This is a genomic window from Tenacibaculum sp. Mcav3-52, assembly GCF_022347665.1.
In the GTDB taxonomy this organism is placed as follows: Bacteria; Bacteroidota; Bacteroidia; order Flavobacteriales; family Flavobacteriaceae; genus Polaribacter; species Polaribacter mesophilus.
Window position 1 is genome coordinate 82,840 of the sequence record NZ_JAKRGE010000008.1, and the last position, 25,623, is coordinate 108,462.

The following is a 25,623-nucleotide window of genomic DNA, read 5'->3' on the forward strand; positions in this document are numbered from 1 at the left end:
GATGTTCTTCAAGTTATTTTTTAGATACTTTCTACTTTTTTTAATTAGCATGTTTATATTTGGTCAACTTGTTTAGCTTTTCCTAAAGGAGACGAGAATTAGTAATTAGATTTTTTTAATCAGTACTTTACAAGAATAAATCTAATACTATTTTCAACACTTTTGAGAACTAACAAATTTCTCTTTAATAATTTGTGCCACAGGTTTATTTTCAATCTTACTTTCAAGCCAAGAAAGGATGTCTAAATATAAAAAAGCTCTTTTTTCATAAGGATGATTCTCATAAACCTTAAGGCGACTATGTACTTTTTTTAACTCCTTTTTTATTTGGTGCGGATATACATCTCCCAATGCTTTTATAGAAGAAATAAACTCTTTTTGAACCTCTTGTAAATTTTCCATTTTTAGTAAAAAACGATAGGTATCTTTAAACTGTCGCTCCAAATCATAATCCAAGCCACATTCGTAATGAGCAATTAAAGAGAGTACTCTAGCAAAACACTGTAAGTCGTTAGCTACCTGAATATTTTTAGGTTTAATGATCTTATTTAAATATAAAATACACTCTTTGTTTTTTCCCATTCCAAAGTACAAACAAGCAATTTTATAGTAAAATACCACGATATGATGATTATCAAGACGACTCTTATAACTATTAATCTTATCATTAATAATAGTCACTAAATATTCACCCTCAGAAAAACTACCCTCTAAGAAGTGTAAGTGCAATTTGTTAGCATAATAATATAGAAAAGTTAAGATTTCAGTATTGCTATTTTGCGGAATACTTTTTTCTTTAATTTCCTTTTCAAAAACAGAAAGCTCTTCTTTAAACTTATCATAATGTTTTATAAAAAATAAGCTTTCTAATAAGTAGTTTTTTCCTTTTAAATAAAAAACAGGATGCAAAGAAATATTCTTAGTATCATGCTTAAATAAATCTACCCATTTATTAGCATACTTATAACTCTGTAAAAAATCTTGAGTTAAAAAGCTATGCCACAAATGTGCTTTGTATAACCATAACTTTTCTCTAAAACCCAATTCTTCATACGTATATTCAGGAAGCTTAGAGTAAAAATAAGTATTTACTCGTTGTAGCTCCTCGTCATTTTTTACGTAGCCATTTTTCAGCAACGTTCCATAGAGTTGTAGCGACAAGTTTGACAATTTACTGGCGGTAACATTTTGCATACTAAGCTCTTTTGCTTGAATAGTTAATTCGTCAGAACGTGTATCAATACTTCGGGTTATATACTGACTTTCAATAACCTTTTCAAGCTCAACAATTTCATAGGCAACATTCTTTTCTTCATTTTCAACCGCCATATTCTTTGCTTTGTCAAGCAACTTTAAACTTTGCTTGTACAACCCTTTTTGATATAAAACAGTAGCAAAATCTAATTGTTCACGTATTTGAATTCGAATGTTTTTATGAGCAGGATTCATACGGAGACTAGTAAGTATTTGCTTGTATAAATGCGCTTTTAAGTTAGATAATTGCTGTTTACTAACCACACCGCTATCTATAATGGTCTTTTCGTTATAACTCTTTTGTTTTTCAAGCAATTTAAAAAGCGCAAAAAATTTAGCATCTACATTACCTCCTAAACGACCAACATATAAATTAAACTGACGTTTTTCTGACTTTGATAAAGACTTTATCAAAACAAACAAAGCGTCATTTTGTTGATTGGAGAATGTAATTTTTTTGCGCATAACTTTTTGTTTTTCAGTATTTTGTTTTTGTTTTTTGTTGTTTTGATATCGTAACTAACCCATTAAAAAAGAGCTTGCTAGAAAAGCCAATATATACATTTGGTTTTTATTTTGATAATCATAGTTAGATTTATGCAAAGCGATAAAATTCAAATTTTCGATACCACATTACGAGACGGAGAGCAAGTCCCAGGATGTAAATTAGATACCCAACAAAAACTAATTATTGCTGAAAGACTCGATTTTTTAGGAGTTGATGTAATAGAAGCGGGTTTCCCTGTATCAAGCCCAGGAGATTTTACATCAGTACAAGAAATAGCTAAATTAGTTAAAAATGCTACTGTTTGCGGATTAACAAGAGCCGTTAAAAAAGATATTGAAGTAGCAGCAGATGCTTTAAGGTTAGCTAGCAAGCCTAGGATTCATACGGGGATTGGTACCAGTGATTCACATATTCAGTATAAATTCAATGCATCGAAAGAAGAAGTAATTAGACGAGCAAAAGAAGCTGTTTCGTATGCTAAAAACTTTGTAGACGATGTAGAGTTTTATGCAGAAGATGCAGGTAGAACCGATAATGCTTTTTTAGCCAAAGTTTGTGAAGAAGTTATAAAATCAGGAGCAACAGTATTGAATATTCCTGATACTACAGGATATTGTTTACCTGAAGAATATGGAGCGAAAATCAAGTATTTAAAAGAGAATGTAAAAGGTATTGAAAATGTAATTATTTCATGCCATTGTCATAACGATTTAGGATTGGCTACAGCAAATTCTATTGCAGGAGCTATCAATGGAGCACGTCAAATAGAATGTACGGTTAACGGAATAGGAGAGCGAGCAGGAAATACAGCACTAGAAGAGGTGGTGATGATTTTAAAGCAGCATCCATACTTAAACCTTCAAACAGATATCAATACCAAATTACTGTACGATACAAGTATGATGGTTCGTGAACGCATGGGAATGCCTGTACAACCTAACAAAGCCATTGTAGGAGCAAATGCTTTTGCACATAGCTCAGGAATTCATCAAGATGGAGTTATCAAGAATCGTGAAACCTATGAAATTATCAATCCAGCAGATGTAGGAGTTACAGAAAGTGCTATTGTATTAACCGCAAGAAGCGGAAGAGCAGCCTTAGCATATCGCGCAAAAAAAATAGGATATGAGCTAACTAAAATTCAGTTAGATACAGCTTATAAAACATTCTTACAGTTTGCTGACAGACAAAAAGAAGTAATAGATGAAGACATTCATCAGATTATGAAACAAGTAAATAAAATTTCAAAAATAGCCATAGCTTAATGGGAAAGACATTATTTGATAAAGTATGGGATGCGCATGTGGTAGACACTGTTAAAGACGGACCACAGATTTTATATATAGACAAACACTTAATTCACGAAGTAACCAGCCCGCAAGCATTTAATGAGTTAAAAGAGCGTAAGATTCCAATTGCACGACCAGACAAAACAGTAGCAACAGCCGATCATAATACGCCAACCGTAAATCAACATTTACCAATCAAAGATGAACTGTCAAGGAATCAACTAGAGCAGTTAACACAAAACTGTAAAGAAAATGACATTACTTTATATGGTTTAGGACATAGATACAACGGAATTGTGCATGTAATGGCTCCCGAGTTAGGAATTACGCAACCAGGAATGACCATGGTTTGTGGAGATAGCCATACATCAACACATGGTGCTTTTGGTACTATTGCCTTTGGTATTGGAACAAGCCAAGTAGCCCAAGTATTTGCAAGCCAATGTTTGTTGTTAGAAAAACCTAAAAGTTTACGTGTAAATGTAAACGGTAAGTTGAAAAAAGGAGTGTTGCCTAAAGATGTAATCTTGTATATCATAGCACAATTAGGAACAAATTCAGGTACAGGATACTTCTGCGAATATGGAGGAAATGTGTTTGAAGAAATGTCTATGGAAGGACGTATGACTGTGTGTAATATGAGTATTGAAATGGGAGCAAGAGGTGGTATGATTGCTCCAGATGAAACTACTTTTGAGTATGTAAAAGGACGTGAGTTTGCACCAAAAGGAGAAGAGTTTGATAAAAAAGTAGCCTATTGGAAAACATTAAAAACAGATACAAACGCAGTATTTGATAAAGAGTATTCGTTTAATGCGGAAGACATAGAACCAATGCTCACTTACGGAACTAACCCTGGAATGGGTATAAAAATTTCAGAGAACATTCCCCAATTTGATGATGCTTCCTTTGAAAAGTCATTACAGTATATGAACTTTAAAAAAGGAACATCATTAATAAATACGCCCGTTAACTATGTATTTATAGGAAGTTGCACAAATTCAAGAATAGAAGATTTTAGAGTTGCAGCAGACTATATAAAAGGAAAGCAAAAAGCAGCGAATGTAAATGCGTGGTTAGTACCAGGTTCACAACAAGTGGCAAAACAAATAAAGCGAGAAGGTTTGCAAGAAGTTTTTGAAGCAGCAGGATTTCAATTACGACAACCTGGATGTTCAGCGTGTTTAGCTATGAATGACGATAAAATACCAGAAGGAGAATACTGTGTATCAACTTCAAACAGAAACTTTGAAGGACGTCAGGGACAAGGAGCAAGAACCATTTTAGCAAGTCCGTTAATGGCTGCAGCAACAGCAGTAGAAGGAAAAATTACTGACTTTACAAAACAATTAAACTAATGGAGAAATTTGTTAAACTAATAGATACCGCTGTACCACTATCAACCGAGAATATAGATACCGATCAAATTATACCCGCACGATTTTTAAAATCAACCAATAAAGAAGGATTCGGAGATAATGTATTTAGAGATTGGCGTTACAAAAAGAACGGAAGTATAAATGAAGACTTTGTCCTAAATAACCCAAATTATGCAGGAAGTATCTTAATAGCAGGAGATAATTTTGGTTGTGGTTCAAGTAGAGAACATGCTGCATGGGCATTAGCGGGTTACGGATTTAAAGTAGTAATTAGTAGTTTTTTTGCGGATATATTTAAAGGAAATGCACTTAATAACGGAATATTACCAGTACAAGTACCCAAAGAATATTTAGCAAAACTGTTAAAAAAAGTAACGGAATTACCAGACACAACTATTATAGTTGATTTAGAAAATCAAAAACTAAAAACCCCTATAGGTAATGTAGATTTTGAAATAAACCCGTACAAAAAACTATGTATGATAAATGGTTATGACGATATAGATTTTTTAATCAGTAAAAAAGATACAATAACGGCTTTTGAAGCAACAATGATATAAAAAGTAAAAAGATGAAGTACAATATAGCGGTAATACCAGGAGATGGAATAGGACCAGAAGTAACAGAGCAAGCAAAAAAAGTGCTTAGAGCTGTTGGTAATGTGTTTGATCACACATTCTTATTTAAAGAAACATTAATGGGAGCCTGTGCTATTGATAAAACAGGAAACCCGTTGCCAGATGAAACCATTGAGCTGTGTAAAAAGAGTGATGCTATTTTATTTGGTGCTATTGGAGATCCAAAATACGATAATGACCCTACAGCAAAAGTACGTCCAGAACAAGGATTGTTACGTTTACGAAAAGAGCTGGAGTTGTTTTGTAATGTACGTCCAGTAAAAGCATATGATACGTTACTTCAAAATTCACCGTTAAAGAAAGATAGAATCGAAGGAACCGATATTACTATTTATAGAGAACTGACTGGAGGAATCTATTTTGGAATTAAAGAATTAAGTGATGACGGACAGCATGCTTTTGATGGTTGTTCATACACTGTAGAAGAAATTGAAAGAATGGCGCATTTAGCTTTTCAGGCAGCTCAAAAAAGACGTAAAAAATTAACATTGGTAGATAAAGCCAACGTATTAGAAACGTCAAGGCTGTGGCGTAAAACTGTTGGAGATTTAGCAACTCAATATCCTGACGTTGAAGTAGACTATTTATTTGTTGATAATGCAGCGATGAAGTTAATTTTAAACCCAAAAGATTTTGATGTTATTTTAACCGAAAACCTTTTTGGAGACATTCTTTCTGACGAAGCAAGTGTTATAGGAGGTTCTATAGGTTTGTTAGCTTCCGCTTCAGTAGGAAAAGAAAATGCATTATTTGAGCCTATTCATGGATCTTTTCCTCAGGCTAAAGGAAAAGATATTGCCAATCCGTTGGCGTCTATTTTATCTACAGCAATGTTATTAGAGCATTTAGGTTTGATGCAAGAAGCGAAAGTAGTAGAAGTAGCCGTTCAAAAATCATTGGAATTAGGAATTACTACAGAAGACATCAATTCAGAAAACCCATTTTCGACTAGTAAGGTAGGAGATTTTATTGCAGACTATATCTATAATCAAGAAGATAGCGATATGAATTTCCAAAACATACACATGGGACAAAGCACTATTATATAAGTTAACACCGTACATTAACTATAAACTTCCTTTAACTACCGTAGTTAAAGGAAGTTTTGTTTGTAAGTATTTGGTAGTGTGTTGGTTAATTGTTTAAAAACTCACCTCATTGTTTGATATTTAATATTTTATGATTTTTCTGTTTAAATATTCTTTTTTTTAACGTTTTTTTTGATTTTATTTTAAATGTATGAATCTAAAGTGTAGATTTACAGTGAATTATAAAACCCTTCATATCATGAAAAAAACAAAGTTAGCCCTAATTATGGGCTTGTCTGTAGGTGTGTTCTTCACCTCATGTTCAAGTGAAAACGAACAAGTTAAAGAGTCGGATGTTATAGAGCAATATAGCGATAACCCAGGGCTCAAACCTGTACCTCAAGAGGTTGTTGATGCTGCAGCTAAATTAGAGTTAAATGTAGATCATATTCGTTATGATAATTTTTACTTTCCTGACGGAACATCAGAAGTGCGCTTATTTTTAGAAGAAGATGTAGTAATGACAGAACAAGAGTTGTTCACTTTAGCAAAGGCTAAGGATGATAATCAATCTGGACGTCAATACTCAACCAATAACTTAGTATCTCAAGGTAGAAATATCTCTATTATCGGATATACAGGTGGTGGTGGATATGGTCTTTCTAGTAAAGAGCAAACAGCACTACAATGGGCGGTAGATAATTACAATAATTTAAGCGGAGTATCTATTAGCTTTACTTTAAGTTTTGGAACTGATTATTCCAATAAAGATATGGTAGTATATCGTAATCCAAATTCATCAGGATCAGGAGGTAGTGCAGGTTTTCCAAGTGGAGGATTACCTTATAAGTGGGTACAAATTTACGGATTGTCAGGATACACAACAAATGTAAACGAGCATGTAATAACACATGAAATAGGACATTCAGTAGGGTTTAGACATACTGATTGGTTTAGCCGTCAAAGTTGTGGACAAAACACTAACGAAGGTACTGCTGGTGTTGGAGCTAACCATGTGTCTGGTACACCAACAGGATACGATTCAACTTCAGTTATGTTAGCTTGCTTTAGCTCTAACGAAGACGGAGAGTTTAATGGTAACGACATTACAGCACTACAAAACATGTACTAAGAAATAACTAACCTTAATACATATTTTTAAACCACCGAATTAAAGTCGGTGGTTCTTTATTGTTTATATTCCTTAGTTTATCATTTATTTTCCTGAGTTTATAAAAAAGACGTTTTAAAGAATGTAAGTCTTAAATACTTTTGAGGTATCTAATTATAAAACATACCATGATGAACCCAAAAAGAGAACTTATTTTTTTAAGAACATTTGCAGTAAGTATAACAGCACTAATAGGAGTTTTAACTACTGTAGCCTTTAAAAATAAAGGAAATACACAATTTGATACCATTGACGTAAAAAGAATTAATATTATTGAAAATGACGGAACGGTAAAAATGCTTATTACTAACGCAGCAAACTTTCCTGGCAAAGGCGATAAGATTAATGGAAGAGTATATCACGAAAGAAAAAAGAGAGCAGGAATGCTTTTTTATAATGAAGAAGGTATAGAGTGTGGCGGGTTTATTTATGATGGTAAAAAAACTGAAAAAGGACATAGTTCAGGGTTATCGTTAACGTTTGATCAATACGATGGAGACCAAGTAATGCAACTCATAACTACCGATGCTAAGAAAAATGGGAAAAGGTACAAAGCAGGTAGGTTAGTGTTTAATGATCGAGGAGACAACGAAACCCAAGAAATGTCCCTAAAAATAGGAGAGGAACTAAAAGCAATTAATGATTTGGAAGAGAGAAGAGCTAAGTTTAAAGAATATCAACAAAAAGGAATGATAGGAGGAGTACCTAGAGTAGCTTTAGGACAAACACAAGGAAAACAAAATGGATTGTTTTTATATGACACTAATGGAAAAACAAGAGCTAAGTTTATTATAGACGAGGATAATAAAATAAAATTAGAAGCCTATGATGAGAAAGGAAATACAGTAAGTACTTGGCCAGAAGATAAATAGGAATGCTAGAGTTTGCGGTGAGATTCTTTCAAAGATTTCATCGCAAATTTGATATATTTGTGAGTACTGATATGAAAACAAACACATCCTTTTTTAGAGAAAATGCTACATTTTTAATCTTTCTCTTTACCTTTTGCTTAATATTTATTTTAAAAAATCAATTTGGGAATTCAGATTCTTGGAAAGATTTTATCTTTTACCCTGATGCTCCTTTTTGGTATTTTTTTAAAGCAGTTTTTATTTTTTGGTGGGTTAGTTTTATCAAAAAGAGTATTAATAAAAACTCAAAAAAGCAGACTTCATTAAGTAGGAGATATGTGCGTTTTTTTGGAATAGGCTTGTTAACATATTTAGTGATAGGAAATAGTTTTGGATTAATTGTCGCGTTCATTTTTGATACTTATTCCAGAAACTTTGGTTCTGTTTATCATATAATATACGTCAATATAAACTCTGTAATTGACTTTATTATTTTTGGTGGATTTTCATTAGCCTACTTGTATTACAAAGAAAATGTAGCGTATCAAAAACAGGTAGCTGCCTATGAAATAAGTAAAGCTAAAAACGAGATTACACAATTAAAAAACCAATTAAACCCTCACTTTCTATTCAATAATTTAAATGTTTTAGATCAGCTTATTGATGAAGACACGGAAAGAGCTTCTTTGTTTTTAAATCGATTTTCAGAGTTGTATAGGTATAGTTTACATAGTGCAGATAAGCAATTAGTTTCATTAAAAGAAGAGTTGTTTTTTGCTGAAGGATATTTTAAGCTAATGGAAGAAAAATATCAGGGGTATTATCAACTACACATAGCACCAGCATTGTATACAAAAAATAGTGTAGTACCACCATTTTGTTTACAAGTTCTTATAGAAAATGCCATTACTCATAATAAAGGAACCTTTGAATCTCCTGTACAAATTACCATTACAGAAGATAAAGGAATTAAAGTAACGAATAACAAAGCGTTGTATTCTAAAAAAAGAAAAAGTAATGGAGTGGCATTGGCTAACCTATCAAAACAATTTGAACTGCTTGCTGAAAATACTATTAAGATACGCGAAACTGAAAAAGAGTTTGAAGTTGTTTTACCATTAACACTACCTCATAAACCTGTTTAGAAATGATAAAAGCACTTATAGTTGAAGATGAGTTACCTGCTAGAAAAAAGCTAAAAAAGTATATAGAAAGTTATCATGAATCTATTACTGTGGTAGAAGAGTTTGAAACGGTAGAAGAAGTGCTTCAGTTTTTTGAATCAACTTCTGATATTGATTTGATTTTTTCTGATATAGAGCTACGAGACGGTAATGTTTTTGAAGCCTATAAAAAGCTAGCAATTCAAACACCAATTATTTTTATTACAGCTTACAACCAGTTTTGGATGCATGCTTTTGAAACCAGCGGAATAGAGTATTTATTAAAACCGTATTCGTTTGAACGGTTTGAAAAAGCGGTAGATAAGTACTCAAGCTTAAAAAACTCAATGAAGGTTGAAAATGACCATAATGTTTTACAAAAATTAGATGCTTACTTAGCAAATCAAACAGCTCAAGCTCCTAAAAGCTATCAAGATTTTATTGCTGTTAAATCCTCTCAATATACCTATTTTTTAAAGGTGGATGAGATAGTGTATTTTCAAGCAGATTATGGAATTGTAACTGCATACGATATAAGTAATAAAAAGCATGTATTAAATCAATCTTCTTTAAAAGCATTAGAAGAAATAATAAATCCTAATGTGTTTTTTAAAATTAATAGAGGCGAATTACTCAATAGAAACTATATAGAAAAGATAAGTAGGTATAATAAAAATGTAGTAGCCATCAATCTAAAAAACAGCCAAACAGTTTTAAAAACCAGTCAAAATAAAACAGCAGAGTTTACGAAGTGGTTAGGATTATAAAAGCTAGAAGATTTAAGAGGTGTTTATTGGTCACAATTTAGTGTTCAAAACCCTGCAATTTGATTGCAGCACTTTCAGTAATAAAAAAAATCAAGTTCTTTTGTGTATTGAAAAACTTATAGGAGAGGGAGGGTTTTCTTAAAAGAGAAATGAATTCAAGTAATTCTAATTTTATATTAGAATAAACAAGGGGAATTTCAGTCCCCAGTGTAAAGAAACCTCTGTACTTTCAGTACAGAGTGATTTAGTCCCTAATTTTAGTTAGTAAAATGTATAAGGAGAGTAAACTTTATAAGAGTTGAAGAATAAGTACGCTCAAAATTTATGTTATTGAAAAGGAAGTTGGTTTATTACTCTATAGTGTTTTCGTTTATAAAACTATAACCATCATCCATTAACTTTTTTAAGAAATCGTCGAAACTATCAGCAATTACTTTTAATTCGTCAGGATCGTGTAAAAACCGTATTATTTGCCCTTTTTTTCCTGTTGACGAAGGACTAAAATCTATAAACAACTGAGAGGTTCCACCATTATTCATACAGTCTGAAAAATGAAGCCATCTAGTATTGGAATCAGCTTTATTTATGATTTTATCATCAATTTCAACACCTTCGTATGCTCTTTCAATATACTCAGAGTAGTGGCGGACTACATTTTTGTTTTGTATTATTTCTTCAGAGGATAATAGGTAATAAGGGTATTCGGAAACATCAGAACCTAAAACAAAAAATGAAATTGTTTCATCAGCATATTTTCTCCAATAGGTTCCATCTACATATTTCAGAAAGTCTATTAATGTTTTTGGTGTGTCTGGAAAAATTTGCGTTAATTCATCAATATGATTTTTTTTAGCTCCTTGTATATTTTTTTCAAAATATCCCCAGCTTTCTTTTCCATTGTGCTTTAAATAAGCATTTTTAAGTCCTTCTAAGTACTCTTCTAATGTTCTGCTCATAGATTTTTTTTAGAGTTTTTTGTTTTGATAGTTGTTATAACGTTTCATCAAATTTTAGTTTTTTATTCTTCATAGCATCTTGCCAACCATGCGGAAAAATTCCATGACTATTTTCATTTATACTATGGATAATGTCTGTTACGCTATTTTGTATTTCTTTAGGTAATTTATAGAATAATTTATCAACTTGAGTATTTCTTTCATAATCAAGAGTACCATTTTGATGTCTAATAGCTCTTTTTTTGCCGTGGTGATATATTAAAATTTTTATTCGGCCATCACCTTTTCCATTCATTCCAAGTGTTCCGTATACTATTACGGGCTCAATAAGTCCGTCATTGTCAAAATCTTTTAGTTTTAGATATTTAGTCCAAAAATAAATGGCGTGCTCTTTAGGTACTTCGTTATCTTTTGGAAGTATAAAATCATTTAATTTCCATTTTGTACTAAACAGACCGTTTTTATAGGAAAAGCAATATGCCTTTATAGCATCGGAACATTTTTTACTTCCTTTACAGTTAAGGTTGTTTTCTATCATAACTATAAAGTGTTTTCCTTCTCTGTCATTATACTCGTAAGTCTTATAAATAGTATTCTCAATTTCTAGTTTCGTTTTTACACTATTGGTAAAAATTGAGTGGACTTCTTTCTTGGTTAATAATTTACTTGAAGTAATTAAACTTTGACTAAAGCCTATGCTTGATAGGTAAAGTACGAAAATTAGAGATAAAATAGATTTCATTTTTTTCTTTATAATAATAGTTGATATTTTTTGAATAAATTATTATGAGTAATTCTCAACAATACATTGTCTTTCTAGGAAGTCTAAAGAAATATAATGCAGATAAGTTTTATAGCTTTATAAGTTGTAATTTTAAAGCCTAAAACACATTAATTAATTACAAAAAAACTCGCCAATTGGCGAGCTTGATGTTTTTAAAAAAGTTTAGCAGAAAAATTACTTCATTTCAGCAATAAACTCTTTGTTCATTTTCACATAATCAGCATTTCCAGCTTTTTCAGCACCTGCTAATGAAGCTTTAGCAGCTTTAAGAGCTCCTTTTTTATCACCAGCTTTAGCTAAGATTAAAGATTGTTGACGTAAGTACCAAAAGCGAGGTTGGTCTTTAGTCATGTCAACCGCTTTGTTAATCCAATTTTTAGCTTTGTTAATGTCTTTTCCTTCTTGTAAATAGTAAACAGCAGAAGAAAAATAATCGTTAGCAGAAGGACCTCCCATTACTTGAGCAATGCTTTTTTCTACCGCTTTATCAGTAGGAGTATTGAATTTTACACCAACGTAAGCATTTTCCCATAAAATTCCTAACACAGCAGAATCGTTTGTTAAATCATCAATACTCATTGTAAACGTTTCAATTTTCATAGGCATAGCTTCAACTTTTGCAGTCGTAGATACAGCTACTTTAGAGTCATCCCACTTTTTTGGAGTTCCCCAGTTATTAGTATCAGAATAAAAAATTACTTCCCAAGAATCTTTTCCTGGTTTTGTATACAAAGCATATGTGCCTTTTTTTAATATTTTACCGTCAATAGTAACATCATCGCTAAAACTAACTTTAGTATTTTGATTAGCTCCTGTTCTCCAAACTTTTCCATAAGGAACCAAATCTCCAAAAATAGTTCTTCCTTTCATACTAGGTCTAGAGTACTCAACTGTTACACCTGTTAAACCAACATTTTGCTCTAATTTAGCAGAAGGACTAGGTGCTGGGGTTTTTAATTGCGCATTAATACTTGTTGAAATTGCAACAACAAATAAACTTAAAAGTATTTTTTTCATGATAAAGGTTTATTTAGAGTATAAAATTACCATCTTATATTATGGTAAAATGTTAACAAAAACTTAAATTTGTTGTTTATAAACATGTTTAATCGTAATATTGCAATATTATAATAAAACGATAAAAATGTTAACAAAAAAATTAAGCTTTTTAGATAAAAATTTAACGTTATGGATTTTTGTAGCTATGATGTTAGGAGTTAGTATAGGATATATATACCCTGAAATATCCGGTAAAATAAATGCATTAAGTACTAACTCAACTAATATACCCATTGCAATTGGGTTAATTTTAATGATGTACCCTCCTTTAGCAAAAGTGAATTATGCGTTATTACCAAAAGTGTTTACAAATAAAAAAATACTACTAACTTCACTTTTACTTAATTGGGTAATTGGCCCTGTTTTAATGTTCTTTTTAGCGTTACTTTTTTTACATGATTATCCAGAGTATATGACTGGGTTAATTTTAATAGGTTTAGCTCGGTGTATAGCTATGGTTTTGGTTTGGAATGATTTAGCTGAAGGAAGTAGTGAGTATGGAGCAGGTTTGGTAGCTTTAAATAGTATATTTCAAGTATTTGCTTATAGTTTTTATGCGTGGATGTTTATTACTATTTTGCCCCCTTATTTTGGCTTTGAAGGTGCCGTAGTAGACATATCTATTTTAACAATTGCAGAAAGTGTAGCTATTTATTTAGGTATACCATTTATTATGGGAATTTTAAGTAGATATATTTTAGTGAAGTTAAAAGGTGAAGAATGGTATAATACCAAATTCATACCATCTATATCTCCATTAACTTTAATAGCTTTATTATTTACTATAATAATAATGTTTTCCTTAAAAGGAGAGTTAATAGTTAAAATACCTTTAGATATTTTATTAATAGCAGTTCCTTTATTACTGTATTTTACTCTTATGTTTATTATCGGCTTTTTTATAACCAAAGCTACAGGAGCTACTTACGACAAAACAACAGCTGTAGCTTTTACTGCGGCAGGTAACAATTTTGAGTTAGCAATTGCTGTAGCAATTGCTGTATTTGGATTAAACTCAGGAGAAGCTTTTACAGGAGTAATAGGGCCTTTAGTAGAGGTTCCAGCATTAATTTTACTAGTAAAAGTATCTTTTTGGCTGAAGAAGAAATATTTTAGTAAAAATTAAATAGAAATTAAAATATCTTACACCCTTAAATAAAAAAATCAATACTTCTAAGTATTGATTTTTTTATTTAAGAACTATAATACAATTAAGAGTATTTCTTCTTCCTCCAGTAATTAAACCCAAAGCCAAACAGAGCTAATAAAACTAAGGGAATACCAATATTCATAAATTGCCAAAAACGTTTTTCAGTAAAAGCACGTTGTTTATCCAATAAGTTAATTTGAATGGTTTTATTGCGTAATTGGATCAATCCAGAATCGTCTAATAAATAATCAATAGCATTGATTAAAAACTCTTTATTACCAAACTGTTCTCCTGTCCATTTATCTAAGGACAAATCGTGAGGTTTTCCTTTTAAAATCTGATTTCTACCTACATCACCGTCAGCAATTACAATCATTTTATTGTTTGTACTCTCAGCTTTAAAATCAGGAGCGTCAAAAGGTTTCATTCTGTTTTTATAAGCAGAAGGAATGTTACCTTCTATAAGAACAGCTAATAATTGTGGGCCTGAAGCAAATTCATTTTCTTTTGGTTCTTTGGCGATACTTTGTAACTCAATAAAGTTGGGAGTTCCTGTTTGTTTGGTAAGTACAGAAGTTACTAATAACGGAGTCTTTTTTAAGTTTCCTTTCAAAGTATCTATTTGAGTAGCAAAACGAAAACGAACAGGTGCAACATTTTTAGTAATCGGGTGGTTCGGATTGCCACTAACTAGTGGATGATAAAACCAATTTAAGTGTTGAAACTGTGTTTGATTTCCTACATTTCCTGTGGCTAACGGAATTTTAGCCGAGTATAAATCTTGAATTAGTTTATTGTTTACACGAACTTGATACCCAAACAATAAGTCCGTTAAATTCAAATCACGAGGAAAAGCTAACATTTTTCCTTCATTGTATAAACTATCAGTATCCGCATAATTATTATCTAACATCCATAAACTTTTACCACCATTGGCAATAAATTGATCAACGGTAAGCTTTTCCTCTTCTGTAAAACGCTCAGTAGGTTTAGCTATAATAGCTAAATCGTATGCTCTTAAATCTTTTATGGTTTTTTGCGGATTATTAGCAACACTATCTAATGTAAACTTAGCTAAACGATATTTTTTACCAACTTCACTTAACAAACTATATTGATAAATATCTTGCAACTCACCATTACCAGCCAATACCGCTATTTTTTGTTTTTCTTTTAAAGTAACATTATGTAATGCATTAGCAAAAGAATACTCTAATTTTTCAACAGCATTTTGTAGCTGAGCTTCTTGTGTCTTGGCAATTGAGTTAGGAAGTAAAGAAATTAACTCTACTTTTTTACCATAAGTAATTTCTGCCCAAGGAAAAATAATAGCTTCAGATAACTTTCCATCTTCTTCTACAGTTAACTGGCTAGGCATCATTCCTCTTTTTACCAAACGTTCACGAATATTATCAGGGTTGATAAAACGGAAACGAATATTGGCGTTTTTAGCTTGTAATTCTTCTAAAAACTGGCGTGTTTCTATTTGTAAACGTTTAAATTCCGCAGGAAAATCACCTTCTAAGAATACATGAATTGTTAGTGGGGTATCAATTTTATCAATAAGATTTTCACTTACTTCAGATAAGGTATAACGTTTGTCCTGTGTTAAATCGAAACGTTTGTAAACTGAATTAGCGATGTAATTAACAATTAACAGTCCGATAAGGGCTAATGCAATATGTTGTAATTTCTTATTCATTTTTTAACTGTTGTTTAGTGATGAATAAAAAGAAGAATGTAACACTGATAAAATAGATTAAATCACGAGTATCTATTACACCACGACTAATGCTTTTAAAGTGTTCGTTAATACCAAATTGTTGTAAGGTGTATCCTGAGTTTCCTAAAGAAGAACCTACAGCATCAAAACCATAGAATAAAGCAAAAGTGATAAATACACTTAAAATAAATGCCACAATTTGATTTTTTGATAGGGTAGAAGTAAATAATCCAACAGCTGTATAGGTTGCTGCTAAAAATAATAAACCTAAATACGAACCTATAGTACTACCTACATCTAAATTTCCAACAGGACTTCCTAATTGATATACAGTATATGTATAGGTTAATGTTGGTAATATGGCGATGACAACTAACAAAAGAGAAGCGAAAAACTTACCCAGTACAATTTGCCAATCGGTAAGCGGTTTCGTTTTTAGAATTTCAATAGTTCCACTATTAAATTCATCAGCAAAACTTTTCATTGTAATAGCAGGAATCAGGAATAAGAACAACCATGGAGCTAAATAAAAAAAGCTATTTAAATCGGCAAACCCCGCATTTAAAATGTTGAAATTGTCTTTAAATACCCATAAAAATAAGCCATTTACAAGTAAAAATACCCCAATAACCAAATAGGCAATGGGAGAGGCAAAAAATGAGTTAAATTCTTTCTTTAGTAGTGGTAACAATGTATAACTATTTTAGTTGTTTATAATATTTAGTTATTTTCAGATAGGTATTGACTAAGGTAACGATTCAACTTTATCTACACTCCAAGCAAAGGGTTTGTCATTAAATAACACTTTGGTTTGTGCCCAAACGCCTTTAAATAAATCAGAATTTCTGTAGTTTTCTAAGTCCTGCTCAGTATCCCAATAACTATAAGTGAAAAATATGTTTGGATTTGTTTTGTCTCTGTATAACTCTAATAAACGGCAACCAGGTGAATTTCGTATAAATTCTTTTTTGGAGTTAAAGGTGTTTAAAAATTCTTCAATTTTCTCTGGCTGAAAGCTCATTTTTACAATTCGTACAAACATAAATTTAACTTATAGGGGTAAACTCTGGTTTAATAGGATTTTCAAATTCAACAGTAATGGTGTCGCGATATTCTAAACCAAGTAGGGTAGAAGCTCCACCAACCGTTTCTAAATTACTTCGGTAAATAGCAATCTCCAAAAAGCCAGCAGAATTAAAAATAGCTAACTTTTCACCATCATACTGTCGTTTATCAGTTACCGTAAAATCAACAATTTCGTTATATCTGCTGTAAATTTTAGAAAAAGTATAACGTCTAGCCGTAACTTTATAATCACGACCTTTTCCAATAGTATTAAATTGTTTTTTACTAATGTTAGTAATTACATTTCCATAATTATCAATGTAAATAACACCACCTGCAATAATAGTTTGTTGCTCGTTTACTTTAGGCTTAATTTCAACAATCTTTTTATACGTGTCAACCTCTCTACCAATAACGCTTAAACTACCACCACGAGCAATATGAGAAGCTACTTGCACAAAAACGTCTAGCACAGGAAAACTACTCTCAATACGATCGTGAATATTAATTTCAAAAATTTTAGTAGGTTTAATTTCAGAAGCAATCATTGAAATTAGTCCGTTATCAGGACAAATAAAATAATGATTATCCAATTCTAAGGCAATATGCTTATTGTCCACACTTAATTCTGAATCTACCCCAATAACATGAATTGTTTTATCAGGAAAGCTTTTATAAGCATTCTTTAAAATATAAGCAGTTTCAGTAATGTTGAAAGGAGAGATTTCATGCGTAATATCAACAATCTTAGCATCAGGTAACTCAGAATAAATAGCTCCTTTTACAGCCCCTACAAAGTGGTCTTTCGTTCCAAAATCAGTAGTTAATGTAATAAGAGACATTAATTTAGGTGTTTGTTAATTAATTTGTGAAAAATTATGCTGAAATTTTAAACAAAACTACGTAATTCAAGAAAAATAATCATTATTTTTAGTGTGAATAATATTAAAACTTTTATCATTTGAACGAACGCGTAATTGAATTAACAGAAATCAACCCAAACGATTTTTTTGGAGCTCAAAACAGCACTATTACTCAGTTAAAAAGCTTCTTTCCTAAAATAAAAATAGTTGCTAGAGGAAATAAACTTAAAATTTTTGGTGAACCTGAATTATTAAATGAATTTGAAAAGCGATTAGAAATGCTTATCAAATACTTTAATAGATACAACAAGCTAGATGAAAATAGTATTGAGCGAATTTTAACGTCAACAGGAAAGGAAGAAGAAATACGAAAATCTGGAAATGCAAAAGACGTTCTAGTACACGGTGTTAGTGGAAAGTTAATAAAAGCTCAAACAGCTAATCAGCGTAAAATGGTTGAGTTAATGCAAAAAAATGATATGTTATTTGCTGTAGGACCTGCGGGTACTGGTAAAACATACACAGCAGTTGCTTTGGCTGTAAAAGCATTAAAAGAAAAAGAAGTAAGACGAATTATATTAACAAGACCTGCGGTGGAGTCAGGTGAAAACTTAGGATTTCTTCCTGGAGATTTAAAAGAGAAGTTAGATCCATACATGCAACCTTTATATGATGCCTTACGCGACATGATTCCGCATGAAAAACTTGAATCACATCTAGAAAAAGGAGTCATACAAATAGCACCTCTGGCTTTTATGCGTGGTAGAACTCTTGACAATGCTTTTGTAATTTTAGATGAAGCACAAAACACAACGCATTCACAGATGAAGATGTTTTTAACACGTATGGGAATGCACGCAAAGTTTATTATAACCGGAGATCCAGGTCAGATAGATTTACCAAGAAGACAAGTTTCTGGATTGAAAGAATCGTTATTAGCGTTAAAAGATATTGAAGGAATTGCGCAGGTGTATTTAGATGACAAAGATGTAATCCGCCATCGATTAGTTAAAAAGATTATTACAGCTTACAAAAGCATAGAAACGGAATAGAGTATGTTAAAAAACTTGGGATTTCAAGAATATTTATCGGTAGGGTATATATTTTTGATTGCTTTAGGCTTAGTTAGTGATACCATTTTTTATCGTTATCTAGATATAGATTATTTACAATACATAACTATCACAGATACACTTTTGTCTCCTATTTCATTATTAGCTAACAATTGGGCGTTGTCAGTAATTCTTATAGTATTTTCCATGTCTTTGTATTTCCTTATTAAAAACTCAGTTAAAATAGAAAAAATACTAAAGAGAGTAAAATGGTTGAAAAAGAGAATTGAAGCAAATAAAAAAGCAAAAAGAAAAGAGTACGACAACAAGTCAGCTTTTATAGTTTCTGTTTTTATTATGGTGTTTTCTTTATTGTTAGGGTTTAGGCTAGGAATGGGGATAAATTATAAAAAACGTTTAGCAGAAGGTAGGCTTAAGAATAATATGACATTAGTTTTTAAAGATGATTCTCAACTAAAAGCTAAAAAAATAGGTCAAAATAGTGCTTATATTTTTTATGTAGAAGAAGGGAATACATTCGTAACTGTAACACCTATTTTAGAAAATATAAAACAAATAAAAACTATTCAAAAAGAAGAGTAGAATACTTACATTTGCGGGCAACAACACAACAATATACTAATGAATACAATTAACGAAACAAATTTCCAGTTTCAAGGGCAAAAAGAAGTTTATAAAGGAAAAGTAAGAGAAGTATATAATATCAATGATGATTTATTGGTAATGATAGCTTCTGATCGTCTTTCCGCTTTCGATGTAATCTTACCACGCCAAATTCCTTTTAAAGGACAAATTCTAAATCAAATTGCTACAAAAATGATGAACGATACTGCGGATATTGTTCCAAATTGGTTATTAGCGAATCCAGATGAAAATGTAGCAGTAGGTCATTTATGTGAACCTTTTAAAGTAGAAATGGTAATCCGCGGATATTTATCTGGTCATGCAGCTCGTGAATATGCAGTAGGAAAAAGAATGCTTTGTGGAGTAGCAATGCCTGAAGGAATGAAAGAAAATGATAAATTCCCAGAGCCAATTATTACACCATCAACAAAGGCAGATAATGGAGAACACGATGAAGATATTTCTCGTGAAGATATTTTAGCAAAAGGAATTGTTTCAGAAGAAGACTATTTAGTATTAGAAGATTACACAAGAAAGTTATTTCAAAGAGGGACTGAATTAGCTGCTAAAAGAGGATTGATTTTAGTAGATACCAAATATGAGTTTGGAAAAACTAAAGATGGTAAAATTGTATTGATAGATGAAATCCATACACCAGATTCTTCTCGTTATTTTTATGCTGATGGGTATGCTGAGCGTCAAGAAAAAGGAGAGAAGCAAAAACAATTGTCAAAAGAGTTTGTACGTCAGTGGTTAATTGAGAACGGTTTTCAAGGAAAAGAAGGACAAGGAATTCCTGAAATGTCTGATGAAAAAGTTATAGAGATTTCAAATAGGTACATTGAGTTATACGAACAAATCACAGGAGAAACCTTTGTAAAAGCAAACACCGAAAGCGTACTCGAAAGAATAGAGAAAAACGTAACTACGTTTTTAAAAAATAAATAATAAAAAGAGAGGCTTTTGCCTCTCTTTTTATTTAAAATTATCTTAAAAGAATCCCATTAACAAACAAGCATTTATATTTTTTGTAACTTACACGATAAAAACAAAAATTAGCAAAAATGCCAAATTATACATTAAAAATTAACGGAAAGTCGGTATCCTTTGAGGCAGATGCTGATACACCATTGTTGTGGGTTTTACGAGATGAACTCAATATGGTTGGAACTAAATTCGGTTGTGGAATAGCACAATGCGGAGCCTGTACTGTTCATGTAGACGGAACAGCAATGAGAAGTTGTCAATTACAAATTTCTATGTTAGACGGTGAAGAAATAACAACCATTGAAGGGCTATCAACTGAAGGAGATCATCCGTTACAAGAAGCTTGGAAAGAAGTAGATGTTCCACAATGTGGTTACTGTCAAGCAGGTCAAATTATGACAGCAGCTTCCTTTTTAAAAGAAAATCCAAAACCTTCTAAAGAAGAGATAAGAGAAGCAATGCAAGGTAATATTTGTCGTTGCGCTGCATACAATAGAATAGAAAAGGCAGTTGCATTGGCTGCAGATAAAATGTCTTAAAAACTTTCAATCATGAGTACACAAGAAAAAAACTTTACGTTTAGCAGAAGAAATTTTTTAAGAACTTCTGCATTAGCTAGTGGTGGTATTATGATTGGATTTAATCTATTTACTGCCTGTAAACCTAATGTAAAACCATCTGTAGATGTAGAAAACTTAAATTTCAACGATTTTAACGCATTTATAAAAATATCTGATGAAGGCTATGTAACTATTTACTCTCCAAATCCAGAGATAGGTCAAGGGGTAAAAACTTCAATGCCTATGATTATTGCAGAAGAGTTAGATGTAGAATGGGATAAAGTACATGTTGCACAAGCTCCTTTAGATACCAAAAACTATACACGACAGTTAGCAGGAGGTAGTCAATCAATTCGTCATGGCTGGACAGCGCTTAGAGAAACAGGAGCAACTACAAAACAAATGTTAATTAATGCGGCAGCAGTAAAATGGGGAGTAGATGCAACTACTTGTTCAGCTTCAAAAGGAATTATTACAAATGCAAAAGGTGAAACGTTAGGATATGGTGAAGTAGTAAAAGAAGCTGCTACTTTAGAGGTGCCAGAAAACGTCGCTTTAAAAAAGCCATCTGAGTTCTCCATTATTGGTAAAAATGCTATAAATGTTGATATAGAAAAAATAGTAACAGGAAAACCTTTATTCGGTTTAGACTATAAAGAAGAAGGTATGTTGTTCGCATCTGTAGTAAGACCTCCTTCTTTTGGACAAGAGTTAGAGTCTTACGATGTAGCAGAAGCAAAGAAAGTGTCAGGAGTAATAGATGTTATAACAATAGGAGAGAAAGCAAGAAACTTTATTGAGTCAGGAAAAGCTAATTGGACGTTTAAGTTAACGAAAACGGATAAAGTAGTTGTACTAGCAGAAAATACATGGGCGGCAATTAAAGGAGCAAAAGCAATTAAAACTGTATGGAAAGATAATTCTGAGTTAGAAGATACAAAACTTCATAATGAAAAGCTAACAAAATTATTAGAAGCGAGTGACTTAGATGTAAGAAGAGAAGACGGAAATGTAAGAAAAGCTTTTGCAGAAGCAGATAAAGTTATCGAACGTACCTATCATTCACCTTTCTTACCACATAACTGTATGGAACCAATGAACTTTTTCGCAAGTGTAACACCAGAAAAAGTACACCTAGTTGGTTCTGTACAAACACCAGAATATGCAGCAATGGTTGCAGCAGAAATGTTAGGGCGTAATTTGGAAGAAGTTCATGTAGAAATGACCCGAATGGGAGGAGGTTTCGGAAGAAGATTATATGGAGATTTTGTTTATGAAGCGTTGGAAATATCTGATAAAATACAAAAACCAGTAAAAATGGTTTCAACGAGAGAAGACGATGTAACTAGTGGAACATATAGGCCAGCAATTAAATATAGAATCGCAGCATCAATAAAAGACAGAAAAATAACAGGATACCATTTGAAAGAAGCAGCCGTAAATGATAATATGTACGGATTAATACCACATTTCTTTCCTGCAGGATGTATTCCAAACTATAAAGTATCAACTGGAAATTACAAGAGTAATATTAGTACAGGAGCTTGGAGAGCACCATATACTAACTTTTTAGGCTATGCAGAACAAAGTTTTTTCGATGAATTAGCGGAAGAATTAGAGATAGATGCGGTGCAGTTACGTTTAGAATTGTTAGAAAATGTAAAAGCCACAGAAGATAAAAGAATAGAGTACTCAGGTAAACGAATGCAAGACACTATAAAGTTAGCAGCAGAAAAAGGGAGCTGGGGAAAAGCTAAAAAAGGAGTTTATCAAGGTTTTTCAGCTTATTACAGTCATAATACCCACGTAGCTGAAGTTGCAGAGGTAGAGCTAAAAGATGGAGTGCCAGTTATAACAAAAGTAGTTACAGCGGTTGATTGTGGTATAGTTGTTAATCCAACAGGAGCTATAAACCAAGTAGTAGGAGGAGTTATTGATGGTATTGGACACGCAATGTATGGAAACTTAACTTTTAAAGAAGGAGTACCTTCAAGTAGAAATTTTGACAACTATAAGCTTATAAGAATGAATGAAACACCTAAAGTAGAAGTTCATTTTGTGCAAAATGAATTATCACCTACAGGTTTAGGAGAACCAGGCTTACCACCAGCAGGAGGAGCAGTTGCGAATGCAATACATAAAGCTTTAGGAAAAAGGCTATATAAACAACCTTTTGTAGAGGAATTAAAATCGAACATTTTATCTTAAAAATCAAAGAGCTTTATAGGTATGCCAAAGTAGTATGTTTGTTATTTATTGAAAATGAAACACTCGGTAATTTTTGAAAATCTGTTAAAAAGCACTACTTTCGCAACCTATAAAAATCAAAAATAACAATGGTTAAAGATTTATTTGAAAGAATTAAAGGAGATAAAGGACCTTTAGGAAAATGGGCGGATAAAGCAGAAGGATATTATGTGTTTCCTAAATTAGAAGGACCAATCTCTAACCGCATGTCTTTCAATGGAAAAAAAGTAATAACTTGGAGTATTAACGACTACTTAGGATTAGCAAATCATCCAGAAGTGTTAAAAGTAGATGGAGAATCTGCTGCTACAGATGGTATGGCTTACCCTATGGGAGCTCGTATGATGTCAGGTCACACTAAATACCATGAACAATTAGAGCAAGAATGTGCTGAATTTGTTGGTAAAGAAGCAGCTTATTTAGTAAATTTCGGATACCAAGGAATGGTATCAGCAATTGATGCCTTAGTAGGAAAAGACGATATCATAGTATATGACATGGATACACATGCATGTATTATTGATGGAGTTCGTTTACACGCAGGAAAACGTTTTGTATATCGCCATAACGATATAGAGAGCTGTGAGAAAAATTTGAAGCGTGCCACCAAAATGGCAGAAAAAACAGGAGGTGGAATTTTGTTAGTTTCTGAAGGTGTTTTCGGTATGCGAGGAGAACAAGGGCGTTTAGCAGAAATTGTAGCCTTAAAAGAAAAATACAACTTCCGCTTATTGGTTGATGATGCTCACGGGTTTGGAACATTAGGAGAAGGAGGAAGAGGAACAGGATTTGAACAAGGAGTACAAGACGGAATAGATGTGTATTTTGCAACATTTGCAAAATCTATGGCAGGAATAGGTGCATTCTTTGCAGGAGACAAAGATGTTGTTCAATATCTACAATACAATATGAGATCACAAATGTTTGCTAAATCATTACCAATGCCAATGGTAAAAGGAGCATTAAAACGTTTAGATATGATTCGTACCATGCCTGAACTAAAAGAAAACCTTTGGAAAATAACCAATGCGTTACAATCAGGTTTACGTGAAGCAGGTTTTGATTTAGGAACAACGCAAACATGTATTACACCAGTATACTTAAAAGGAGAAATTCCAGAAGCTATGGCAATGGTGAACGATTTAAGAGAAAACCATGGAGTATTCTGTTCAATTGTAGTATATCCAGTAATACCGAAAGGATTAATAATATTAAGATTAATTCCAACAGCACGTCATACAATTGAAGACGTAAATGAAACAATAGAAGCTTTTTCTGCAATCCGTGAAAAACTAGAAAACGGAACCTATAAACAAGTAGCAGCTACAATTATGGCAGAATAATAAGAAACTGAAAAAAAATAATAAAAGCTCATGAAATACTTCATGAGTTTTTTTGTTTTAAAAGAGAAATGATACATTTGAAGTACCTTTACTTATTAAAAATCAAATGAAAAAACTACTATACATATACCTACTATTATTCGCAGCAGCATTAAGTGCGCAAATTAAGGATACATTACCAAACTTTAATGATGAATATATATTGATAAGAGAAGGGGATAGTTTAATGATAAAGTTAAACGAGGTAACGGTACTTCCAAAGCATAAGTTTAAAGAAAAAAAAGATATTCTTTATTATTATTGGCTTCGAAAAAAAGTATTCAAAGCATATCCTTATGCAATTTTAGCAGCAAAAAGAGTAGATAGTGTAAACTCACGTTTAGCTAGAATTAAATCAAAAAGTAAAAAAAGAAAGTATATAAAAAGAATTCAAAAGTATTTAGAAGAAGAGTTAACAGCTCCCTTAAAAAAGTTAACAAGAACAGAAGGAAGAATTTTGTTAAAGCTAATTCATCGTCAAACGGGAAAAACAGCCTTTGCTAATGTAAAAGAGTTAAGAAGTGGTTGGAAAGCCTTTTGGTACAATACTACAGCAAATTTATTTAAACTATCATTAAAGTCAGAGTATAAACCTGAAGCGGAAAACGAAGATTATTTAGTAGAGGACATTATACAGCGAGCATATATAGAAGAAAAGTTGGAGTATCAAGAGCCTAAATTACGAAAGAATTATTTAGTAATTGTATCCAAAAGTAGAGGATATATTGATGTATCCGAGTATAAAGAGATGTTTTCGAAGATGCGAAAGAAGCGAAAACGAAAGAAAAAGTAAAAAAATAAAGAATTCAAATTCTTACTAAAGTTGATAATTAAGTACTGTAATAGTTATATGTACTTCCATGTTAGAAGCATTAAGATAGTAATAAATATAGTAAACAAAGGTAGGAGAGAAGTATAGGATAAAAAACTTTCGGGTGTAACTAATTATATAATAACGTATTAAAAAATATTTTAAAAAAAAGGTTTAAAAATTGCTTGTTAAGTGGGAAAAGGTATCTATATTTGCACCCGCCAACGGAGAAGCGCTAAGTTTTAAAGTTAGCAAAAGTTCATTAAAATAGGGGTGTAAGATATTTAAAGA

General features: G+C 32.0%; 24 protein-coding genes. 16 read left to right on the forward strand and 8 right to left on the reverse strand.

Annotated features, from left to right (window positions below; genetic code table 11):
• Positions 1-153 precede the first annotated feature (153 nt).
• Positions 154-1,719 (reverse strand): hypothetical protein, encoded by a 1,566-nt coding sequence (locus tag MHM83_RS15965; protein ID WP_239180849.1) that lies wholly within the window; start codon positions 1,717-1,719, stop codon positions 154-156.
• Positions 1,720-1,851: 132 nt separating this feature from the next.
• Here MHM83_RS15965 and MHM83_RS15970 point away from each other — a divergent pair, with 132 nt between their 5' ends.
• The 8 genes from MHM83_RS15970 (at position 1,852) to MHM83_RS16005 (ending at position 10,048) form a co-directional block, all read left to right on the forward strand.
• Positions 1,852-3,027: a 2-isopropylmalate synthase gene (locus MHM83_RS15970; protein WP_239180851.1), complete on the forward strand. Its 1,176-nt coding sequence runs from the start codon at positions 1,852-1,854 to the stop codon at positions 3,025-3,027.
• On the forward strand, positions 3,027-4,409 hold the full coding sequence (gene leuC, locus MHM83_RS15975) for a 3-isopropylmalate dehydratase large subunit (protein ID WP_239180853.1): 1,383 nt from the start codon (positions 3,027-3,029) through the stop codon (positions 4,407-4,409). Before MHM83_RS15970 ends, leuC begins: the two co-directional genes overlap by 1 nt.
• A complete protein-coding gene (gene leuD, locus MHM83_RS15980) occupies positions 4,409-4,990 on the forward strand; it encodes a 3-isopropylmalate dehydratase small subunit (protein ID WP_239180855.1) in 582 nt (193 codons plus the stop codon). Before leuC ends, leuD begins: the two co-directional genes overlap by 1 nt.
• Positions 4,991-5,001: 11 nt before the next feature.
• The gene (gene leuB / locus MHM83_RS15985; RefSeq protein WP_239180857.1) at positions 5,002-6,117 is read left to right on the forward strand and encodes a 3-isopropylmalate dehydrogenase; all 1,116 of its coding nucleotides are present in this window, start codon (positions 5,002-5,004) and stop codon (positions 6,115-6,117) included.
• Positions 6,118-6,355: 238 nt separating this feature from the next.
• Complete coding sequence (locus MHM83_RS15990; RefSeq protein WP_239180859.1) at positions 6,356-7,228, forward strand: M57 family metalloprotease; 873 nt, start codon at positions 6,356-6,358, stop codon at positions 7,226-7,228.
• Between the two features lie 167 nt (positions 7,229-7,395).
• Positions 7,396-8,139, forward strand: a complete 744-nt coding sequence (locus MHM83_RS15995; protein ID WP_239180861.1) for a hypothetical protein — start codon at positions 7,396-7,398, stop codon at positions 8,137-8,139.
• 71 nt (positions 8,140-8,210) lie between these two features.
• On the forward strand, positions 8,211-9,263 hold the full coding sequence (locus MHM83_RS16000) for a sensor histidine kinase (protein ID WP_239180863.1): 1,053 nt from the start codon (positions 8,211-8,213) through the stop codon (positions 9,261-9,263).
• A gap of 2 nt (positions 9,264-9,265) precedes the next feature.
• Positions 9,266-10,048 (forward strand): LytR/AlgR family response regulator transcription factor, encoded by a 783-nt coding sequence (locus tag MHM83_RS16005; RefSeq protein ID WP_239180865.1) that lies wholly within the window; start codon positions 9,266-9,268, stop codon positions 10,046-10,048.
• Between the two features lie 350 nt (positions 10,049-10,398).
• Here MHM83_RS16005 and MHM83_RS16010 read toward each other — a convergent pair whose 3' ends face one another.
• From MHM83_RS16010 to MHM83_RS16020, 3 genes are all read right to left on the reverse strand, one after another.
• The gene (locus tag MHM83_RS16010) at positions 10,399-11,004 is read right to left on the reverse strand and encodes an SMI1/KNR4 family protein (RefSeq protein ID WP_239180867.1); all 606 of its coding nucleotides are present in this window, start codon (positions 11,002-11,004) and stop codon (positions 10,399-10,401) included.
• Positions 11,005-11,038: 34 nt separating this feature from the next.
• On the reverse strand, positions 11,039-11,746 hold the full coding sequence (locus tag MHM83_RS16015; protein ID WP_239180869.1) for a M949_RS01915 family surface polysaccharide biosynthesis protein: 708 nt from the start codon (positions 11,744-11,746) through the stop codon (positions 11,039-11,041).
• Between the two features lie 216 nt (positions 11,747-11,962).
• On the reverse strand, positions 11,963-12,805 hold the full coding sequence (locus MHM83_RS16020) for a DUF2911 domain-containing protein (protein ID WP_047790599.1): 843 nt from the start codon (positions 12,803-12,805) through the stop codon (positions 11,963-11,965).
• A gap of 127 nt (positions 12,806-12,932) precedes the next feature.
• Here MHM83_RS16020 and arsB point away from each other — a divergent pair, with 127 nt between their 5' ends.
• Positions 12,933-13,973, forward strand: coding sequence for an ACR3 family arsenite efflux transporter (arsB, locus tag MHM83_RS16025; protein ID WP_239180871.1), 1,041 nt, complete (start codon positions 12,933-12,935; stop codon positions 13,971-13,973).
• Between the two features lie 85 nt (positions 13,974-14,058).
• Here the strand turns inward: arsB and gldG are convergent, their stop codons facing one another.
• The 4 genes from gldG to MHM83_RS16045 are packed head-to-tail and all read right to left on the reverse strand — an operon-like array spanning position 14,059 to position 17,627.
• Positions 14,059-15,699 carry a gliding motility-associated ABC transporter substrate-binding protein GldG gene (gene gldG, locus MHM83_RS16030; protein ID WP_239180873.1) on the reverse strand — a complete coding sequence of 547 codons (1,641 nt, stop codon included), beginning with the start codon at positions 15,697-15,699 and terminating at the stop codon, positions 14,059-14,061.
• Positions 15,692-16,411: a gliding motility-associated ABC transporter permease subunit GldF gene (gene gldF / locus MHM83_RS16035; RefSeq protein ID WP_073183487.1), complete on the reverse strand. Its 720-nt coding sequence runs from the start codon at positions 16,409-16,411 to the stop codon at positions 15,692-15,694. Before gldF ends, gldG begins: the two co-directional genes overlap by 8 nt.
• A 54-nt stretch (positions 16,412-16,465) precedes the next feature.
• A complete protein-coding gene (locus tag MHM83_RS16040) occupies positions 16,466-16,762 on the reverse strand; it encodes a putative quinol monooxygenase (protein ID WP_159494860.1) in 297 nt (98 codons plus the stop codon).
• A 4-nt stretch (positions 16,763-16,766) separates the two neighbouring features.
• Positions 16,767-17,627, reverse strand: a complete 861-nt coding sequence (locus MHM83_RS16045; protein WP_125345545.1) for an SAM hydrolase/SAM-dependent halogenase family protein — start codon at positions 17,625-17,627, stop codon at positions 16,767-16,769.
• A gap of 119 nt (positions 17,628-17,746) precedes the next feature.
• Between MHM83_RS16045 and MHM83_RS16050 the strand changes: the two genes are divergently transcribed.
• From MHM83_RS16050 to MHM83_RS16080, 7 genes are all read left to right on the forward strand, one after another.
• Positions 17,747-18,700, forward strand: coding sequence for a PhoH family protein (locus tag MHM83_RS16050; protein WP_159494859.1), 954 nt, complete (start codon positions 17,747-17,749; stop codon positions 18,698-18,700).
• Positions 18,701-18,703: 3 nt separating this feature from the next.
• Positions 18,704-19,303: a hypothetical protein gene (locus MHM83_RS16055; RefSeq protein WP_239180875.1), complete on the forward strand. Its 600-nt coding sequence runs from the start codon at positions 18,704-18,706 to the stop codon at positions 19,301-19,303.
• A 39-nt stretch (positions 19,304-19,342) separates the two neighbouring features.
• Positions 19,343-20,293: a phosphoribosylaminoimidazolesuccinocarboxamide synthase gene (locus MHM83_RS16060; protein ID WP_239180876.1), complete on the forward strand. Its 951-nt coding sequence runs from the start codon at positions 19,343-19,345 to the stop codon at positions 20,291-20,293.
• A gap of 116 nt (positions 20,294-20,409) precedes the next feature.
• Positions 20,410-20,871, forward strand: coding sequence for a (2Fe-2S)-binding protein (locus tag MHM83_RS16065; RefSeq protein WP_047790608.1), 462 nt, complete (start codon positions 20,410-20,412; stop codon positions 20,869-20,871).
• A 12-nt stretch (positions 20,872-20,883) separates the two neighbouring features.
• Positions 20,884-23,100, forward strand: coding sequence for a xanthine dehydrogenase family protein molybdopterin-binding subunit (locus MHM83_RS16070; RefSeq protein WP_239180878.1), 2,217 nt, complete (start codon positions 20,884-20,886; stop codon positions 23,098-23,100).
• A gap of 128 nt (positions 23,101-23,228) precedes the next feature.
• A complete protein-coding gene (locus MHM83_RS16075) occupies positions 23,229-24,482 on the forward strand; it encodes an aminotransferase class I/II-fold pyridoxal phosphate-dependent enzyme (RefSeq protein ID WP_159614866.1) in 1,254 nt (417 codons plus the stop codon).
• Between the two features lie 106 nt (positions 24,483-24,588).
• Entirely contained in the window at positions 24,589-25,314 is a 726-nt protein-coding gene (locus MHM83_RS16080) for a DUF4294 domain-containing protein (RefSeq protein WP_239180880.1), read from the forward strand.
• Positions 25,315-25,623 lie beyond the last annotated feature (309 nt).

Coding starts and splice junctions, on each gene's coding strand:
- MHM83_RS15965 (WP_239180849.1), bottom strand. CDS start 1,719: ATGCGCAAAAAAATTACATTCTCCAATCAACAAAATGACGCTTTGTTT.
- MHM83_RS15970 (WP_239180851.1), top strand. CDS start 1,852: ATGCAAAGCGATAAAATTCAAATTTTCGATACCACATTACGAGACGGA.
- leuC (WP_239180853.1), top strand. CDS start 3,027: ATGGGAAAGACATTATTTGATAAAGTATGGGATGCGCATGTGGTAGAC.
- leuD (WP_239180855.1), top strand. CDS start 4,409: ATGGAGAAATTTGTTAAACTAATAGATACCGCTGTACCACTATCAACC.
- leuB (WP_239180857.1), top strand. CDS start 5,002: ATGAAGTACAATATAGCGGTAATACCAGGAGATGGAATAGGACCAGAA.
- MHM83_RS15990 (WP_239180859.1), top strand. CDS start 6,356: ATGAAAAAAACAAAGTTAGCCCTAATTATGGGCTTGTCTGTAGGTGTG.
- MHM83_RS15995 (WP_239180861.1), top strand. CDS start 7,396: ATGATGAACCCAAAAAGAGAACTTATTTTTTTAAGAACATTTGCAGTA.
- MHM83_RS16000 (WP_239180863.1), top strand. CDS start 8,211: ATGAAAACAAACACATCCTTTTTTAGAGAAAATGCTACATTTTTAATC.
- MHM83_RS16005 (WP_239180865.1), top strand. CDS start 9,266: ATGATAAAAGCACTTATAGTTGAAGATGAGTTACCTGCTAGAAAAAAG.
- MHM83_RS16010 (WP_239180867.1), bottom strand. CDS start 11,004: ATGAGCAGAACATTAGAAGAGTACTTAGAAGGACTTAAAAATGCTTAT.
- MHM83_RS16015 (WP_239180869.1), bottom strand. CDS start 11,746: ATGAAATCTATTTTATCTCTAATTTTCGTACTTTACCTATCAAGCATA.
- MHM83_RS16020 (WP_047790599.1), bottom strand. CDS start 12,805: ATGAAAAAAATACTTTTAAGTTTATTTGTTGTTGCAATTTCAACAAGT.
- arsB (WP_239180871.1), top strand. CDS start 12,933: ATGTTAACAAAAAAATTAAGCTTTTTAGATAAAAATTTAACGTTATGG.
- gldG (WP_239180873.1), bottom strand. CDS start 15,699: ATGAATAAGAAATTACAACATATTGCATTAGCCCTTATCGGACTGTTA.
- MHM83_RS16040 (WP_159494860.1), bottom strand. CDS start 16,762: ATGTTTGTACGAATTGTAAAAATGAGCTTTCAGCCAGAGAAAATTGAA.
- MHM83_RS16045 (WP_125345545.1), bottom strand. CDS start 17,627: ATGTCTCTTATTACATTAACTACTGATTTTGGAACGAAAGACCACTTT.
- MHM83_RS16055 (WP_239180875.1), top strand. CDS start 18,704: ATGTTAAAAAACTTGGGATTTCAAGAATATTTATCGGTAGGGTATATA.
- MHM83_RS16060 (WP_239180876.1), top strand. CDS start 19,343: ATGAATACAATTAACGAAACAAATTTCCAGTTTCAAGGGCAAAAAGAA.
- MHM83_RS16065 (WP_047790608.1), top strand. CDS start 20,410: ATGCCAAATTATACATTAAAAATTAACGGAAAGTCGGTATCCTTTGAG.
- MHM83_RS16070 (WP_239180878.1), top strand. CDS start 20,884: ATGAGTACACAAGAAAAAAACTTTACGTTTAGCAGAAGAAATTTTTTA.
- MHM83_RS16075 (WP_159614866.1), top strand. CDS start 23,229: ATGGTTAAAGATTTATTTGAAAGAATTAAAGGAGATAAAGGACCTTTA.
- MHM83_RS16080 (WP_239180880.1), top strand. CDS start 24,589: ATGAAAAAACTACTATACATATACCTACTATTATTCGCAGCAGCATTA.